Source organism: Enterobacteriaceae bacterium Kacie_13 (genome assembly GCA_013457415.1).
Classification (GTDB): Bacteria; Pseudomonadota; Gammaproteobacteria; order Enterobacterales; family Enterobacteriaceae; genus Rahnella.
This window is the reverse complement of record CP045665.1, coordinates 2,774,090-2,791,875: the sequence shown is the minus strand read 5'-3', so window position 1 is coordinate 2,791,875 and position 17,786 is coordinate 2,774,090. Positions and strand designations below refer to the sequence as shown.

Annotated in this window: 16 protein-coding genes; 8 read left to right on the top strand and 8 right to left on the bottom strand. The window is 50.9% G+C overall.

Features of this window, described 5'->3' with window-relative positions; genetic code table 11:
* The first annotated feature begins 122 nt into the window (after positions 1-122).
* On the top strand, positions 123-557 hold the full coding sequence (slyA, locus tag GE278_12690) for a transcriptional regulator SlyA (GenBank protein ID QLK61575.1): 435 nt from the start codon (positions 123-125) through the stop codon (positions 555-557).
* Positions 558-683: 126 nt separating this feature from the next.
* On the opposite strand, the gene GE278_12685 is transcribed toward slyA, so the two are convergent.
* Positions 684-1,154, bottom strand: coding sequence for a glycine zipper 2TM domain-containing protein (locus GE278_12685; GenBank protein QLK61574.1), 471 nt, complete (start codon positions 1,152-1,154; stop codon positions 684-686).
* Positions 1,155-1,552: 398 nt separating this feature from the next.
* Here GE278_12685 and anmK point away from each other — a divergent pair, with 398 nt between their 5' ends.
* The 5 genes from anmK (at position 1,553) to pdxY (ending at position 6,365) form a co-directional block, all read left to right on the top strand.
* Positions 1,553-2,671 carry an anhydro-N-acetylmuramic acid kinase gene (anmK, locus tag GE278_12680; protein ID QLK63285.1) on the top strand — a complete coding sequence of 373 codons (1,119 nt, stop codon included), beginning with the start codon at positions 1,553-1,555 and terminating at the stop codon, positions 2,669-2,671.
* 84 nt (positions 2,672-2,755) lie between these two features.
* Complete coding sequence (locus tag GE278_12675) at positions 2,756-3,067, top strand: lysozyme inhibitor (protein ID QLK61573.1); 312 nt, start codon at positions 2,756-2,758, stop codon at positions 3,065-3,067.
* Positions 3,068-3,298: 231 nt separating this feature from the next.
* Positions 3,299-3,964, top strand: coding sequence for a pyridoxamine 5'-phosphate oxidase (gene pdxH, locus GE278_12670; protein ID QLK61572.1), 666 nt, complete (start codon positions 3,299-3,301; stop codon positions 3,962-3,964).
* A 162-nt stretch (positions 3,965-4,126) separates the two neighbouring features.
* Positions 4,127-5,401 (top strand): tyrosine--tRNA ligase, encoded by a 1,275-nt coding sequence (tyrS, locus tag GE278_12665; GenBank protein QLK61571.1) that lies wholly within the window; start codon positions 4,127-4,129, stop codon positions 5,399-5,401.
* Between the two features lie 103 nt (positions 5,402-5,504).
* The gene (gene pdxY / locus GE278_12660) at positions 5,505-6,365 is read left to right on the top strand and encodes a pyridoxal kinase PdxY (GenBank protein QLK61570.1); all 861 of its coding nucleotides are present in this window, start codon (positions 5,505-5,507) and stop codon (positions 6,363-6,365) included.
* A gap of 78 nt (positions 6,366-6,443) precedes the next feature.
* Here pdxY and gstA read toward each other — a convergent pair whose 3' ends face one another.
* The 4 genes from gstA to GE278_12640 all read right to left on the bottom strand — a co-directional run bounded on the left by gstA (position 6,444) and on the right by GE278_12640 (position 10,516).
* Positions 6,444-7,049: a glutathione transferase GstA gene (gene gstA, locus GE278_12655; protein ID QLK61569.1), complete on the bottom strand. Its 606-nt coding sequence runs from the start codon at positions 7,047-7,049 to the stop codon at positions 6,444-6,446.
* A 186-nt stretch (positions 7,050-7,235) separates the two neighbouring features.
* Positions 7,236-8,102 carry a 4-hydroxy-tetrahydrodipicolinate synthase gene (gene dapA / locus GE278_12650; protein ID QLK61568.1) on the bottom strand — a complete coding sequence of 289 codons (867 nt, stop codon included), beginning with the start codon at positions 8,100-8,102 and terminating at the stop codon, positions 7,236-7,238.
* 124 nt (positions 8,103-8,226) lie between these two features.
* Positions 8,227-9,900: an EAL domain-containing protein gene (locus GE278_12645; GenBank protein ID QLK61567.1), complete on the bottom strand. Its 1,674-nt coding sequence runs from the start codon at positions 9,898-9,900 to the stop codon at positions 8,227-8,229.
* A gap of 346 nt (positions 9,901-10,246) precedes the next feature.
* The gene (locus tag GE278_12640) at positions 10,247-10,516 is read right to left on the bottom strand and encodes a hypothetical protein (protein QLK61566.1); all 270 of its coding nucleotides are present in this window, start codon (positions 10,514-10,516) and stop codon (positions 10,247-10,249) included.
* 170 nt (positions 10,517-10,686) lie between these two features.
* Between GE278_12640 and GE278_12635 the strand changes: the two genes are divergently transcribed.
* The gene (locus GE278_12635; GenBank protein QLK61565.1) at positions 10,687-11,718 is read left to right on the top strand and encodes a helix-turn-helix domain-containing protein; all 1,032 of its coding nucleotides are present in this window, start codon (positions 10,687-10,689) and stop codon (positions 11,716-11,718) included.
* 165 nt (positions 11,719-11,883) lie between these two features.
* Complete coding sequence (locus tag GE278_12630; protein QLK61564.1) at positions 11,884-13,779, top strand: diguanylate cyclase; 1,896 nt, start codon at positions 11,884-11,886, stop codon at positions 13,777-13,779.
* 16 nt (positions 13,780-13,795) lie between these two features.
* On the opposite strand, the gene GE278_12625 is transcribed toward GE278_12630, so the two are convergent.
* The 3 genes from GE278_12625 to GE278_12615 form a co-directional block, all read right to left on the bottom strand.
* A complete protein-coding gene (locus GE278_12625; GenBank protein ID QLK61563.1) occupies positions 13,796-14,350 on the bottom strand; it encodes a serine acetyltransferase in 555 nt (184 codons plus the stop codon).
* Between the two features lie 131 nt (positions 14,351-14,481).
* A complete protein-coding gene (gene dtpA, locus GE278_12620) occupies positions 14,482-15,993 on the bottom strand; it encodes a dipeptide/tripeptide permease DtpA (GenBank protein ID QLK61562.1) in 1,512 nt (503 codons plus the stop codon).
* 586 nt (positions 15,994-16,579) lie between these two features.
* Positions 16,580-17,782 carry a peroxidase-related enzyme gene (locus GE278_12615; protein ID QLK61561.1) on the bottom strand — a complete coding sequence of 401 codons (1,203 nt, stop codon included), beginning with the start codon at positions 17,780-17,782 and terminating at the stop codon, positions 16,580-16,582.
* Positions 17,783-17,786: the final 4 nt, after the last annotated feature.

Sequence of the window (17,786 nt, the reverse complement as noted above, 5' to 3'; positions counted from 1 at the left end):
GGCTTCCGGGCGTAATCGTACCTGTCATTATATATTGAATTGTAATTTCTCGATTAAAGTTCCTAAAACTAAGCTAAACTCTGGGGAGTTATCTTAGCATGCTAATTATAAGGAGGGGATAATTGGAATCGAATCTGGGGTCAGATCTAGCACGTTTAGTTCGTGCCTGGCGTGCGTTAATCGATGACCGGCTTAAGCCGTTAGAGCTCACGCAAACTCATTGGGTAACATTACATAATATCAACATGTTACCTCCAGAACAGTCACAAATTCAGCTGGCGAAAGCCATTGGAATTGAACAGCCTTCTCTGGTTCGCACGCTCGATCAGCTCGAAGAAAAAAAGCTGATTACCCGGCAGACCTGCGCCAGCGATCGCCGCGCCAAACGCATCAAACTCACGGAAGAATCCGCGCCGATCATCCACAAAATGGAGACGGTGATTGACTCCACCCGCAAAGAAATTTTGTCCGGGATGTCAGCTGCAGAAATCGAACAACTGGGCGGAATGTTGTCCCGGCTGGAAAAAAATATTGCTTCACTGCAAAGCAAATCATAAGAAACAGTTTTTTTGCGTCACACAGCCTTGATCCAGCCCTGAATCTAAAAGGGTCATTCATAAAAAAAAACCGAAGCCCATTGGCTTCGGTTTTTTGGTTTCAGGCTCAATTGCCGCTGGGAAGACTCAGGCGCCTGGAGACACCGTGATGGTGCTGCCACTGCTCGCCATGCTGACACGCTGGCCGACGCTGAATTTGGTAGGACCGGCTTTCTGAACCACCTGAATGGTTGTGCCGTCATCACGACGAATTTGCAGTTCTACACCGTTAGAACGGTTAAGGTTACTTTGTACACCCTGGCCTGCAACGCCACCGGCAACTGCGCCGGCAGCGGTCGCCAGACTACGGCCGGTACCACCACCGACGGTATTCCCCAGGAAACCACCTAATACGGCACCGCCCAGCGCACCGATGATGTTGGAATCATCGCCACCCTGAATCTGCACCGCACGGGTAGAAACGATGGTGCCGTAAGTGACCTGCTGGATTTGTTTTGCCTGCGAAGAAGAATACACATCGCCAGACAAAGAGTTATCGCTGACGCAGCCAGCAAGAGAAACGCCGGCAAGTGCGACGACAAGTAAACGCTTAATCATAAATAGCTCCTTTAAGATGCTGCTGCACTTCTGACAGGGTAGCGACAACAACAGAGAAAAACCGATACACAGTTCAACATCACTGTCGAGGCTGTCATATACCATATTCACTTAACTGTATTCGAGTATAACGAAGTTCTCTTCAACTAATAATAAACGCAGGTTTAAGTTTAAGACAGCTTTGTGTTAAATCAAAAACACCGCTGTATAACATACTGAGTGCTTATTTTTACATCATGGATAAATCTAAAAAGATGGCATCGTGAGTTGAAAAACACGGGGGCATCACAGGGTGTGATAAAAATTCAGTAATTCATGGTGTTGTGATCGGAATTCGGCCTACTCTGTGAGATAGCTTGTCAGGTCATTTTTTGGGTAAGGAGTGAAGAATGTTATCTATGAAGTCGGGTCGCTACATTGGGGTGATGTCCGGCACCAGCCTCGATGGCGTGGATGTCGTGCTGGCTGCTATCGACGAGCGTATGGTCGCCCAGCAGGCAAGCTATTCGCATCCAATCCCCCTTGCGCTTAAAAATGCTGTTTTGGGAATGTGCCAGGGCCAGCAGGTGACGCTTGAACAGGTCGGTGCGCTGGATACCCAACTGGGCATTCTCTTTGGTGAAGCGGTGCTGGGCTTACTGAAAAGCGCGGGTATTTCACCGGAGGAAGTGACGGCCATTGGCTGCCACGGTCAGACGGTATGGCATCAGCCAAAAGGCGATACCCCATTCTCGATGCAGCTCGGTGATAACAATCGCATTGCGGCAATGACGGGCATTACCACCGTCGGCGATTTCCGCCGACGTGATATGGCATGGGGCGGGCAGGGCGCGCCGCTGGTGCCTGCATTCCATCAGGCCTTACTGGCCGATCCGGCCGAGAGGCGGATGATCCTTAATATCGGCGGAATTGCCAATCTGTCTATGCTGCTGCCGGGACAGCCGGTACGCGGCTATGACACCGGCCCCGGTAATATGCTGATGGATGCCTGGATCTCACGTCATAAGAATCAGCCTTACGACAAAGGCGCAGAATGGGCGAGTCAGGGGCGGGTGAATTTACGGCTGTTACAGCAGATGCTTTCCGACCCTTATTTTGCCGAGCCTGCGCCGAAAAGTACCGGGCGCGAATACTTCAATGTGTCGTGGCTGGAGAAGCAGCTGGCACGCGGTCCGGAAGTCTCTGCGGTAGATGTACAGGCGACGCTGACCGAACTGACGTCGGTAAGCATCGCCGAACAGGTTCAGCTTACCGGCGGCTGCGATCGTCTGATGGTCTGCGGCGGCGGCGCACGTAACCCGCTACTGATGGCGCGCTTATCCGCGATGTTGCCGGGCACCGAAGTCTGTACCACTGATGCATTTGGTATCAGCGGCGACGACATGGAGGCCCTGGCCTTCGCCTGGCTGGCATTTCGTACCTTATCCGGCCAGTCTGGCAATCTGCCTTCGGTGACCGGTGCCAGCCGGGAAACCGTGCTCGGGGCAATCTATCCCGTGGTTTCCTCCCGTACCTGATGCGTTCTCGGTTTTATCTCAATGTGCTGCGCCAGCAGGCGTGGTACATATCTGAGATTGACCAAAACACTCAGGGAGTCACAGATGAAAAAGGCGATTTTCGCTGCTTTAGCAGGATTAACGCTGGCCGGATGTAGCCAGTTTCAACATCAGGCTGAAAGCCCGACGCAAGAATTACATTATCAGTGCGGCACTTTGCCACTGACCGTTACTCTGGATAAGCCAGCTCAACAGGTGAGCATGGTGCTTGATGGTGAACAGCTGAAACTGAAACAGGTGGAATCGGCCTCAGGAACCAAATACAGCGACAGTCATTACACTTTCTGGTCCAAGGGCAATCAGGCCTTCGTTCAGCGCGGTGATAACGTCATCATCGATGACTGTATTCAGAAATAAGTTTACTCATCATACTTCGAGCTGCAGATGCGTTGGCTGCGCTCAGTCATTCCGGTCACATAATTATTTATGCTCCCGGAATGCCGTCCATTGCCCCCTTCCTGCAACTCGAATTATTTAGGGTACAAGCTATCTTTTCTTCTTTTAAAACCCCGCGTCAGGGACGTTGAGATCCTGACGCGTCGGGTGCACAATGCAGTTACCTTCCTGATGAAACCCAATTGAATCCATATGGCTGATAATAATGAATTTGATGTTGCCGATTCGCGTCGTGAATACACGCGTGGCGGGCTGCGTCGCGCCGATCTGACTCCTGAACCGCTACCATTATTTGAGCACTGGCTGAAACAAGCCTGTGAGGCAAAGCTGGCGGACCCTACGGCGATGGTGGTGGCAACGGTTGATGAGAGCGGACAGCCGTTCCAGCGGATTGTGTTACTCAAGCACTACGATGAAAAAGGACTGGTGTTCTACACCAATCTGGGTAGCCGCAAAGCACAGCAGCTGGCGTTAAATTCGCACATCAGCCTGCTGTTTCCGTGGCACATGCTGGATCGCCAGGTGATCGTTCTCGGTCAGGCGGAACGACTTTCTACACTCGAAGTGATGAAATATTTCACCAGCCGCCCGAAAGACAGCCAGATCGGCGCGTGGGTGTCCCAGCAGTCGAGCCGGATTTCGGCGCGCGGCGTGCTGGAAAGCAAGTTCCTCGAATTGAAACAAAAGTTCAGCAAAGGCGAAGTGCCGCTGCCGAGCTTCTGGGGTGGGTTCCGTGTGAAAGTGGAATCGATGGAGTTCTGGCAGGGTGGCGAACACCGCCTGCACGATCGCTTCATTTATCAGCGGGATGCAGAAGAAAGCGAAACTGGCTGGAAAATAGACCGTCTCGCCCCCTGAACGAACAAAATGATGCGAATTCCTAGCGCTCGGGCGACGAGCGCTTTATTCTATGGCGTCCCCCGTAACGGTGAGAGAGAAGGCACATGCACCGCATGATGTCGGACACGAATCTGCACACATTCAGTACATAATTCTTAGTACATATAAACGGAGTCTTTGATGGCGAGCAGCAACCTGATTAAACAACTGCAAGAGCGGGGCCTCGTTGCCCAGGTGACGGATGAAGAAGCGTTAGCAGAGCAACTGGCGCAAGGCCCAATTGCACTCTATTGCGGTTTCGATCCTACCGCAGACAGCTTGCATTTGGGTCATCTGGTGCCTTTGCTTTGCCTGAAGCGTTTCCAGCTGAACGGTCACAAACCCGTGGCACTGGTGGGCGGCGCGACAGGTCTTATCGGCGATCCAAGCTTCAAAGCTACCGAACGTAAACTGAACACCAATGAAACCGTAAACGAATGGGTTGAGAAAATCCGCCATCAGGTTTCGCCTTTCCTTGATTTCAACTGTGGTGAAAACAGCGCCATTACCGCCAATAACTACGACTGGTTCGGCGGCATGAACGTGCTGACTTTCCTGCGTGATATCGGTAAACACTTCTCTGTTAACCAGATGATCAACAAAGAAGCGGTGAAGCAGCGTCTGAATCGCGATGACAGCGGTATTTCCTTCACCGAGTTCTCTTACAACCTGTTGCAGGGTTACGACTTCTCTGAGCTGTACAGCCGCCATGACGTTGTATTGCAAATTGGGGGGTCAGATCAGTGGGGCAACATCACGTCGGGTATTGATTTAACCCGTCGTATGCACCAGAAGCAGGTTTTCGGTCTCACTGTTCCGCTGATCACTAAAGCGGACGGCACCAAATTCGGTAAGACCGAAGGCGGCGCAGTCTGGCTGGATCCGAAGAAAACCAGCCCGTACAAATTCTACCAGTTCTGGATAAACACCGCCGACGCCGACGTTTACCGCTTCCTGAAGTTCTTCACTTTCATGAGCATTGAAGAGATCAATGCGCTGGAAGAAGAAGACAAAAACAGCGGCAAAGCCCCGCGCGCGCAGTACGTGCTGGCAGAAGAAGTCACTGGCATGGTGCACGGCGAAGAAGGTCTGGCCGCAGCGAAACGTATAACCCAGAGCCTGTTCTCCGGATCCTTGAGCGAAATGACCGAAGTCGATTTCGGCCAGCTGGCGCAGGACGGCCTCGAGTTGTTCGAAGTGCCGCGTGATACCGACTTGCAACAGGCGCTGGTCATTGCAGGTATGGCACCGTCCAAAGGACAGGCGCGTACCATGATTTCCTCCAACGCCGTTTCGGTTAATGGCGAAAAACAGACTGACACTGACTACAGCTTTGCTGACAGTGACCGCCTGTTTGGCCGTTACACCTTATTGCGTCGCGGTAAAAAGAACTACACCCTGCTGCTCTGGGCATAAGCTTTACGACCGACATCGTGAGGGGCTTAATGGCTCCTCATTTTTGTCCTGTGATCTCAGTCATTCCGCCATCTTCCGATGACGTTGCTATCGGTAATTCCTCATGAAAAGCATTCTTTCGATCCAGTCACACACCGTTTTCGGTCACGCCGGTAACAGCGCGGCAGAATTTCCTATGCGTCGCATGGGCGCAAACGTTTGGCCTTTGAATACGGTGCAGTTTTCAAACCATACGCAGTACGGTCACTGGACCGGTTGCGTAATGCCAGCCAACCATTTGACTGAAATCGCACAGGGCATCGGTGATATTGACCGCCTGAAAGATTGCGACGCAGTGTTGAGTGGTTATATCGGTTCGCCTGAGCAAGGCCAGAGTATTCTGGAGATAGTGAGGAGGGTGAAAGCGGCGAATCCGGATGCCTGGTATTTTTGCGATCCTGTGATGGGCCATCCTGAAAAAGGCTGTATCGTCGCGCCGGGCGTCGCTGAGTTCCACTGCAATCAGGCATTAATCAGCTGCGACATCATTGCGCCCAATCTGCTGGAGCTGGAATTACTCAGCGGCCATGCGGTGGCCAGCGTCGAAGAGGCGGTATCCACCGCGCGTGAACTCATCGCCAAAGGTCCTAAAATCGTGCTGGTGAAACACCTGAGCCGCGCCGGCTATCACAGTGACCGTTTTGAAATGTTGCTGGTGACGGCAGAAGAAGCCTGGCATATCGATCGTCCGCTGGTAGATTTCGGCGTGCGTCAGCCGGTGGGTGTGGGTGACCTGACCAGCGGTTTGCTGCTGGTGAACTTGCTTAAAGGTGAAGCGCTGGATAAAGCTCTGGAGCATGTGACGGCTGCGGTGTACGAAGTGATGCTGGCGACGCACGCTATGGGCGAGTACGAACTGCAAATCGTTGCTGCACAGGACAACATGGTCAAACCACAACATCATTTCCCGGCCATTAAGCTGTAATAAAAAACCTAACGGCTTGAAATTAAAACGCCCCGCGCTGGATCAGCCGGGGCGTTTTATTAATTCCGCTACGAAAACTTATTTCAGGCCTTCAGCCGTCAGGGCTGCATCTACTGCCGGACGTGTGGCCACGCGATCCAAATATGCGTTCAAATCTGTCAGCGCGCTCAGATCGAATTTCAGTGCCTTCGCCCAGCCCATTACGGTAAACAGGTACGCATCTGCCACGCAAAAACGTGCGCCCAGCAGGAAGTGATTCCCTTTCAGAGATTCGTTCACGTACGCAAATTTTTTGCTCAGTGCTTCACGAGTTACGGCTTTGAACTCTTCCGGCGTCTTCGGATTGAAAAGCGGAGAGAAGCCTTTATGCAGCTCGGTGGCAACGTAGTTCAGCCATTCCAGCGCGTGATAGCGTGCTGGTGTGCCTGGTTCCGGCATCAGCTGGCGGTCAGGTTTTTGATCGGCGATGTATTGCACAATCGCTACACCTTCGGTCAGGATGCTGCCGTCGTTGAGCAACAGCGTCGGGATCTGACCTTTTGGATTGACTGTCAGAAAATCGTCACCGGTCTCGGTTTTTTTGGTGGCTAAATCCACTTTCTCGATGCTGAAATCCAGATCGGCTTCGCGAAGAATAATATGTGGGGAAAGGGAACAGGCACCGGGCTTATAGTACAGTTTCATAATCACTCCATCTGATAAGTAATCAGGCCAACCCCGGGAACGCTCCGGTTCACGGGGCAGCGACAGGGCATAGACAAACTACTTCTATCCTAGAACCGGCGGGAGCAAAAGTCAGTGTTTAAATTGTGCCTGATAACACAAAGTTACGGCGTGGCGAACGTTGCGCCGTTCGCCACAGCATCAGATTTATCGGGAGTGCTGATTAAGATAGTCGCGGATCGCCGTTTCGACATTTTCCGGCGCAGGTAACATCGGCGAACGAAGTTCGTTTGCCATCAGCCCGTCCAGCGACAGGGCAAACTTAATGGCGGCCGGATTGGGGGCGGAGAACATAAGGCGGATCATCGGCAGCAGACCGAAGAAGGTTTTGCGGGCGGCGATGAGGTCGCCTCCTTTAAACTGTTTGATAAGTGCCACAAATTCTTCCGGGAAGATATGCGAAGAGGCAGCAATCGCGCCCGCACCGCCCAGACTGAGCGTGGAGAAAATCTGCACATCCTCACCACACAGGACATCCAGCTCACCGTCAGCAATCAGCGACAGCGTCAGATCAATACTGCCGCCGCAATCTTTGATGGCCGTAATGCGCGGGTGCTTTGCCAACTGACGCAGGGTATCGAGTTCCATCTGTACGCCGGTGCGGTAGGGAATATTGTAGAGCATCACCGGTACGGAGGCGTTATCGGCAATTTCAGTGAACCAGGCTACCAGCGCTGGCTGGGAAGGGCGAATGTAATACGGTGCAGGCACCAGAAAACCGGCGACCGGACGGCGGGAAATCGCGTCCTGCATCTCGCGGATCACCGGCATATGGGTGCCGGACAGCCCCATGATCACCTGATTTCCCGGTACGATTTCCAGTACCGCATCCAGCACCTGCAATTGTTCTTCTTTGGTTAGCATCGGTGCTTCACCGGTGGTACCGCAGACGACAACGCCGTCGACGCCCCGTTTGAGCATCCGGGTGCACAAGGATTTCAGTGCAGAAAAGTCGATCTCGCCCTGACGGAAGGGGGTGACCAGTGGAACCCAGATACCTGAAAACGATGACATGTAGTATTTCCTTAAACGGCGTAATTGATCAGTCTCGGATCATGTCAGTAAAACAGGGACGAGCGCCAATTGAATGAATTAATAAGGTGTTTTGAGTTATCTATGGCGCTTATGAAAGCCTGACTTAATTGCTGGCTAAAATATCCATTTCATCGCCCAACAGCGTTTTCAAGACTTCAACCGGCACCGGGCGCGAGAAAAGATACCCCTGAAGATGTGAGCAACCTGCTGATACTAAAAAAGATTTTTGCAGCTGATTTTCTACGCCTTCGGCAATGACGTTGAGATGCATTTTATTGCCAAGCTGGGACACTGCGGTGACGATGGCGGCAGTATCGTTCACTTCTGTGACGTACTGCACAAACGACCGGTCGATTTTAACGCTATCAACCGAGATATCCTTGAGCAAACTGAGGCTGGAATACCCTGTACCGAAATCATCCAGTGAGATCTTCACCCCCAGCTTACGCAGTTCCATCAGATGACTGAGACTGGTGGGATTGGCATTCATCACCGAGGTTTCGGTCAGTTCGAGTTCAAGGCGTGAAGTCGGGAAACCCTCTTGCGCCAGTAATGTCTGGATCCGCGTGCCAAAATCGGGCTCACCCAGTTGCACAGCCGAAACGTTGATCGCCAGATTGAGCTGATTGAATTGTTTTATATCCCGGCAAGCCTGACGCAGAACAATTTCACCCAGCTGAATGACCATACCGGTCTCTTCGGCCAGCGCAATAAACTGCACTGGAGACACGGCGCCAAGTACGCCGTGATTCCATCGCGCCAGCGCTTCAACGCACACTACTTTTTCATCATGGCTGCGTAAAATTGGCTGATAGACACAGGTGAGATCACCTTCCCTGGATAATGATTCGGCTAGCGCTTTAACCATGATGCGTTTACTGACAGTGCTGGCATCGAGTAATTCTGAATAAAACGAAAAAACATTTTTACCGCGCTGCTTGGCTTCCAGAAGGGCGGTATTCCCGCGACGCATAATTTCACCGGCGGTAATATTTTCAGCGCCAAACATGACAATCCCAAAGGAGAGAGTGATCAGCGGATTAGCGCGCGTCAGCGTAAAAGGCTGACGCATCATAACCAGTATTTCCAGTGCAAGATTATGCGTCATTTCACTGGTCGGACTGTCGCGCAGAATAATAGAAAATTCATCGCCACCTATCCTTGAAACGATACCGGATGTCCCGACTTCATTGCGCAGACGCTGACCAAATTCACATAAAATAGCGTCGCCGGCCTGATAACCGTAGGTATCGTTGATGTAATTAAAGTCATTGAGATTTAGCATGAATAAGGCATAGGTTTCCGGACGATACATCCTTTGTGCAGCAATCTGGCTGAGATCTTCATTTAATGCGGTGCGGTTTGGCAGGCCAGTTAATACATCATGGCGCGCCAGATAACGGATCTGCGCCTCGGAATTTCGCAGCAGCGAAATATCCATGATCGAGGTAAGAATATAATGCCGCTGCTCCAGTGTGACGCGGGATTTCCTTACCAGCACATTGCGTCGTTTTCCGGCCGGGTCAATCATCGTTTCTTCATGAACAGTTTTTTCACCGGTTGCCAGTATCTCTATATCGCGCTCGCGCTGGCGTGCGGCCTGTTCAGGATCGGTGAAAAAGGAGACGTCTTCGCCAATCAGTGCTTCACGCGGACGACCATAGAATTCGCTTGCCTTCTGATTAAGAAATACTAGCTTGCGCAGATCATCTTTTAATACTGTAGCTTCGGGAAGGGCATCGAGAACTGCCTGGCATATCGCAATATCAGTAAGCATGAGTGAAATACCCCGAGCAGAAATGAAGGTGATGTGGCCCGGCCGTTCGGGCAATAACCTCATCAGTTTTTTGCAATTATTACTCACAAATGGATGAGAATATTAAGGTTGTTTTTAAATTCTAAAATTCAATTAGTTATCATGTGCTAAGTAAAGTATTCAACATTTTATTCGGGTGAATAACGATCAATTAACACCAGCGCATTTTTTTCAGGACGATAACGTTATTTTCCCTGCCAGTCGTCGAAAAACTGACCGGTGGATATAGCATTTCGGAATTTCTTTATGATGTCAGGAAGGTATTTGGCTAAAGGGTAAGAAAAGCGCATGACAACGTCAGTTCAGACTAAAGATCTTTCTTAGTGCCGAACTTTTTATCCCACTCACGTCGGTATCCGCGTGATTGTTTACGGCCTTTCAGCCACAGAACGGTACACACAATACAAACCCCTGCCGAGAAGACAATGTTACGCATATCCTGATCGTAGAAAATCACCAGCGTGCAGTCGAGTGCTGCCACGATGGCGAACCATTTGTGCATATGAGACTGACGCCGGGTTTCGGCATTGATGCGTTTTAACTGACGTCCTTCATCCAGGACTTTGCGTTTTTCCATCGGTTTTTCCTGGTGAGTGGGCTGAGTCATCGGGGTTAGGGTTGAAAACGTGCTTGTTAAGAATAGCAAATTGGCTGTCTCATTTCCTTATCGTTATTTTCGCGGGGTGATTGATCTTTCGGCAGTGCGTAGAGTATCTTTTAGGAATTATCTTAATTCCCGGTGAGAAAATGAGCGACTCGTCTTCGCGAAAGATTGTTGATGGTGCCAACATTTATCAGGATTTCGAAACCCGTTTTTATGAATGGGAAGACGGGATGTCGAGTGCCGGTTTTAAACTGGAGTTGCCCGACAAACACCGTGAAGAATTTGACTGGGGCGTCACCGGTTATAATTTTGGCCGCGTGATTGGCGGTGTGTTGACGGTCAGTGAGCACGACATTAACCGCCAGTACGGTAATCTGTTCTCGATGCCCGATCATATTGTGATTTTTATCGTGATTATCGGCGGAATGGACTGCCTGTGTTTTGGCGAGCGTTTTCAGCTTTCACAGGGCGACATCCTGATCCAGGATATGTCGCAACCGATACAAATCCACGTTTATCCGGGTGATGTGAAACCGCGTCTCGGTACCTACCAGTACATCATTATGCCGAAGCACAGTCTGAATTTTAATGTGGATATCGCCTCTCTGCACGGCAGGCGTGTTCCTGCGTCATCGCCAGTCAACATCATTTTACGCAATCACTTTGCGACTATGGTGCAGGTTTTTGATCAAATGACCGAGCAGGAAGTCCTTAGCACTGGCGAAGGCGCGGCATCGGTCTTTCTGCAAACGCTGCATCTCATCGCCGGTAAAAAAGTGGAGCATCCTTTCGAGCAGAGCGCGCGGCTTGAACGCATCTGTCTGCACATTGAAAAACATCTGAGCACGCCCATCGGCATTGATGCGCTGTGCAAACATTTTGCGATTTCCCGCTCCGGGTTATATCGCTTGTTTGAGCCGCTCGGCGGCATTGCGCAGTTTATTCGTAGCCGCCGCGTCCTGCTGGCGAAGCGTCTGTTGCGCACTTCTTCGATGTCTGATCAAAGTCTTGCCGCGATTGCCCGACAGTGTGGCTTAGAACTGAGCGTGCTGCGCCGGTATTTTCATGAATTTTACGGAGCCACGCCATCGGAGATGCGCGATCGTTTCCGTCGCGACGCCGAGCAATCTGGGCATCCTGGTGCTACGCATGTCAACTGGGTCACTTCCCTTTAATGAATTGATTTACCTCTCATTGTTTAAAAATTGTAAATTAATTGGTTTTTTTATGATCTGTCACTATTCTGATTTTTGCCTGCAATGGGTGGAATCAGCGCCGTTTTTTCGGGTAAACGCAGTAGACTTGCGGAGATATCCAACGGTAATCATTGAGAGTCCACTATGTTAGTCCCTCAGCAGGCAGTAGATGAACAGGCGCGTCTGACCATTCTGGCGTCTCTGGGCATACTGGATTCGCCCAGAATCGAGGAGATAGACCGCATCACCCGTATGGCTGCCCGGCAGTTTCAGGCAAAAGCGGTAGTGGTCTCACTAATTGACGCGGACCGTCAGTGGTTTTTGTCCCAGACCGGCCTGAATATTAATCAGTCTCCCCGCGATACGTCTTTTTGCGGGCACACTATTCTGGGAGCCGGGCCGCTGATTGTCAGAGATGCCCGACTGGATCTGCGCTTTCACGATAATCCGCTGGTGGCAGGCGATCCGCATATTGTGTTTTATGCGGGTTGCGCGCTATTTTCCAAAGAAGGTGTGGCACTCGGATCCTTTTGTCTGCTCGACGACCAGCCGCGTGAATGGAGCGATGAAGACCAGCAGACATTGTTGGATATGACAGCGCTGGTGCAAAGCTACATTCTCCATCTGGAGAACCGTCAGTACACCGCTACCGTCGAAGATAATCTGGCCAAAAGTGAAGCCCTGTTTGAGCAAACTTTTGCACATGCGGCGGTGGGATTTTCACTGGTGGCGCTCGACTGGCGCTGGCTACGCATCAATCCCCAGGTCTGCAATATGCTGGGTTATGCCGAATATCAGCTGCGCGCCTGCCTGTTGCATGACGTCACCCATGCCGACGATGTTTACGCTGAAAACATTCTCATCCCCCGCTTGCTCTCTGGCGAAATCAACAGTTTTAGCGTCGAAAAACTTTTGCAACGCGCCAATGGCAGCACGCTTTGGGTCACACTCACCGCCTCGCTGGTGCGCAACGCCGCAGGTGAAGCGCATCATTACATCGTGGTTATCAGCGATATCACCGAGCGTAAGCACATCGAACAGGCGTTGTATTCGTTGCAGGGTGATCTTGAACGACGTGTCGCAGAGCGAACCATCGAACTGCAGGTGGCGATGGACCAGTTGCATCAGGAGATCGCCCAGCGTTTAACGCGTGAACGTGAACTGACCGAAAGCAAAAATCGCCTGCGGGCAATCACCGATAACATTCCCGCGCTGATCTGCCATGTAGATGCCAGCGAGCAATACACCTATGTGAATCACTTTCATGCGAACTGGTATGGTGTGGAAGAAGGCAAAGTCCGCGGAAAACAGGTGCGCGATGTGGTGGGTTACGCGAGTTATCAATTCATACAGCCATTTATTCATCAGGTTTTGCAGGGGCAGACAGTCAGCTACGAAATCGAATTGCCGGATAACTCGGGTTATGGAATGGGAGGCGTATTGCACACGACGCTTATTCCCTGTGACGATGTGCGTAACGGCTATTACGGTCTCTCAACGGACATCACCGAGATCAAAAAACTTCAGGCACAGCTGGAGTTTGAAGCCAACCATGATTCCCTGACCGGCCTGCCAAACCGCCGGGCGTTTCAGCAATCCCTGATTTATGCGGCCAGACAACAAGAAAAAGCGGACAAAGATATCGCATTGCTCTTTTTGGATATTGATAATTTTAAAGCGTACAACGACACCTATGGGCACGAATTTGGCGATTTAGTTCTTAAATTTTTCGGACATACCCTGCGCGATAATTTGCGTTCGCAGGATGTGGTCGCGCGTCTGGCGGGCGACGAGTTTACCGTATTGCTGAGCCATCTGGGCAATACTGAAACTGACGTCAGCCGAATCTGTATCGATTTGATAGGCGCGCTCAGTTCAGTAGAAAAAGTCGCCGGTATACCGGTCTCCCTGTCTGCCAGTATCGGCGTGGCTGTTGGCCGTGCGCGTCAGCCGATCCTGCCTGATACCTTAATGGCCCGCGCAGATGCTGCGATGTATCGTGCTAAGCAGGGAGGGAAGGGCCGCTATTATCTGGGATAAGTGTGATGATGAAGTATTAATTTTTGATGATGATTTTGCTGGTTTTCTCGGTATAGCAGACTGCGTTTTCAGGGATGCTTTTATTGATAAAAGACATTGCCCCGACAACGACATTTTTGCCGATAGTAATGTCGTTACCTATGATGCAGCAATTCGCGCCGATATCCACATTATCGCCAATGAAGACGCTTGTGCCACCGATATCCTCTTTGATACCGATCGTGGTGTTTTGCCGGATCCGGACATTTTTCCCTATAACGCAATAAGGGTTAATCACAATGCCCGTGAAGTGAGGCAGCCTGATCCCCTCTCCAATTTGTGCGCCCAGCATAATTTCAATGCTGTATTTTTTGATGAGTGAGAAATTGATTTTACGTGCACGGCTTTTACAAAAAGAGTTGTCGGTGGAATAGAGGTAACTCGCAATTCTCCACCAAAAAATATACCGGTGATGAGGTTGTTTAATGCACCTGACGATGATGCGTCGCCAGGAAAATGATTTTTTGTTTTTCAGTATATCAGCTGCCAGATAGCGGGTGAGTTGTTCGTATTTGCTGTCGTTCTGGCTCATCTGAAAAGGTCCGGTTCGGTAAGTTTCAACTTACACAATCCTAACACAATGAAGACGTTTGCTAAATTACTCCCAAAAAAAACGCCTCCCGGAGGAGGCGTTCGTCAACCATCATCAAAAGCTTTCTGCGATTATTGCGCGGAAGCCAGTTCAGGTTGTTTTTCGTCAGTGTCACGATCCAGCGTCATGCGGTGCAGTTTAGACGCGGTCACCAGCATTAGCACAGCAATCACAGCAGTCGCAATACCAATTTGCAGGAACACGTGGCTGTAAATTGCCAGAGATGCGTGCGCATCTTCGATGTCTGCAGGGACCGCTGTCAGGTTAGCCACGTAGCCTGCGATAATCGCCGCCGCTGCGGTTGTCAGGAACCATGCGCCCATGATGAAGCCCATCAGACGTTGCGGAACCAGTTGTGCCACCATCGCCAGACCCAGACCAGAAATCATCAGCTCACCGATACTTTGCAACGCATAACTCAGCACCAGCCAGTTAACGGAGACGATACCGTGTTCGTTCGCGAGGCTTGCACCCCACGGCAGCACCAGGAACGCACCGGAACATAACACCATACCGATCGCAAATTTGTGCGGCATTGGCATACGGTCACCGACTTTGGTGTAAACAGCTGCCAGCAGCGGGCTGGCAACCATGATCCAGAACGGGTTCAGTGCCTGGAATTGCTCAGGCTGGAAGCTGATACCCAGCAGATCGTGACCTACGTTATGAATTGCGAAGAAGTTCAGGGAAGTCGGCATCTGGCTGTACAGCACGAAGAATACGACGGCTTCCATCATCAGCAGGAAGGCCACAATCATCTTACGACGTGCGATGCCTTTCATCGCGAAGGTTTCTTTCGCAAAGACAATGATAATCCCGATAGACACCACAGCCAGAACCAGACGTGCGATGGTTTGGTTATGCAACAACCAGCTGGAAATGAACACCAGTGCCACAACGCCGACCAATACCATCAGCAGCTTTTGGAATTGCAACGGCTCGAAGTCCGGTTTTGAACCCTGACGTTTTACCCATTTGCGGCAGAACATGAAGTTCACAATAGTGATCAGCATACCGACGACGCTCAGGGAGAACGCGACGCTCCAGCCGTACTTGGCGGCTAACCACGGAGTGGCAAGCATGGAGAAGAACGAACCGATATTGACCGACATGTAATACATAGTAAATGCGCCATCAAGACGCGGGTCATCTTTTTCGTAGCAGGTAGAAAGCAATGAGGATGGATTTGCTTTAAACAGGCCGCTGCCGACGGCGATGGTCGCCATACCCAGATAAACCCAGAAGACTTCGTGGTTAGAATACGCAACGAAGGAATAACCTAATGCCAGAACAATGGCGCCCAGCACGATCACGCGTTTGGAACCCAGCACTTTATCACCCAACCAGCCACCGATAGCCACGAAGCCGTAGACCAGCGCACTAAAGGATGAGAACAGGGTGATAGATTGGGCTTCACTCAGGCCAAGTTGCTTGACCAGGTAAACCGCCATAATACCTTGCAGGCCGTAATAACCAAAACGTTCCCAAAGTTCGATGGAGAAGATCAGGTAAAACGCTTTTGGCTGTTTGAAGGCGTTCAGACTCACGCTTTCGTTGTTAGGTGTTTTGTTTGCAGTTGACACTCGTACCTCTGTTTATTCCTTCCGGCCATATGGCGGAAACGCATAAGTGGCGCGAATTAAGCACCCTTTGCATTGTTATAAGATGGGATGACGGCAGGTAATGTTCACTATCTTCGTAAATGAGGCAAGGAGTTTGACATATTCCGTTACATATAACTTTTCCGTGCTGTTTAAACTGTGTTCGAAATGTTATGCAGAATTAACGTTTATGTTTTTGAAATAGGCAATGCGAATATGTTGTATGAATAATCATCTCTAAAAGCATATAGGTTTTGTTTTTTAAGATGGTTTAAAGGTGGATGCAATCACTAACAGATAATGAATAAACAGTGAATAAAACTATCATTACCCGTGTTTGTGGCATTATATTCATGAGGGACGTAGCCGGAAACAAATGTGGAAAACGATAAACGGGGTAATGTGATCTGCTTCTCGTTTTAACACTAAATTTCCGATTGAAAATAAGATTAGTACGACTTAGAGCGGTTAAACGGTGGGGGCATTTACATTTGAAGTCTGCGGCAGGGGGAACTCCTGCCGGAGTTGAAGAATAAAGCGTCAGTGTGAAGGTATGGTAATTAGCCGCTTATTGACTCAATGTATCGCCCAGCGTTTGGATCAGACGATTAGACCAGCTGAACAGCGCGGTCGTCAGCAAGATATCCAAAGATTGTGTGGCGGTGTAACCTGCATCGGAAAGTCCGTGCAGCAGCCGTGCATCAAAACGTTCCGGAGTGCGGGTCAGGGCAATCACACTTTCCAGTAATGCCGCTTCTGCGGTACCTGCCTGTTTCTGTGACACTGCATCAACCACATCATCGCGATAGTTCGCTTCAAAAAGTTGCTCTATTAATTCCGGACTGCCTTCTGCTTCCAGATACAAACGGCCGTGGATCCCAGCACAGTACAAACACCCATTGAGCTCTGAAGTGGCCACCGCCGCGAGTTCACGCCACGCGGCTTTCGGGCGCTCGCCCGCCTGCATGATGTTGTTGAATACGGCGGAGAATTCGCTCAGTGCATCGGCGTTGTGTACCAGCAAGGTGTAAAACGAAGAGGAACGGGCGTCCGGCGCAATCAGATCCAGCACATCCTGCTGATGCTGACTGGCGCTTTCGGGAGCAACTTCCGGCAGTCGTGCGGACCACTGCAACATCGCCAGAGAATACCCTTTCTGCTCGCAGCCTTCCGGAGAAGGGAAGCCCGGCAATACGGCCGCCGCCCGGCCGCGAAGGCCGTTCAAAATCGCCAGCACGCGTGCCTGATAACTGACAAAACCTGTCAACTGAGTAAAGGTCACAATATCCTGCGTACTCAGGCCAACGTCATTAAGCTGGCTCAGCATGGGCGCGGTAATTAAGGTTGGCTGGGTTGCGAGCAATCGGGCGAACTGGGTGATGTGGGTCTGGCGGATGTTACTTTCACGAGAGGCGTCAGGACTGGAAAGCGGGGCGAGGCGTGCGGCGTAATGGCTACAAAGTGGCTGTACGCCGCTAACCTGCGCGACGGTCAGTGCGCTGCTCAGCCGGTCATATAAAGATAATGTTTCGGTGCGAGAAACCTTCAGGCTGTCGGGGAAAAGCACGTCGTAACACGCACGTGAGGCTTTGAGTAATCCGTTGCGTTCATGAATCAGCGAACGCAGCGTCGGGTCGAGTTGTGCATCTTGCCCGAGCAAAAAGCGATCCTGCGCCAACGCGGCGTGCGGATCTAGCGGCAAATGACCCTGCTGGCTGGATTGAGTTTCGTGATACCAGCCGCTGTGCGCAGCCTTGCGTTGTTGTTCCATGATC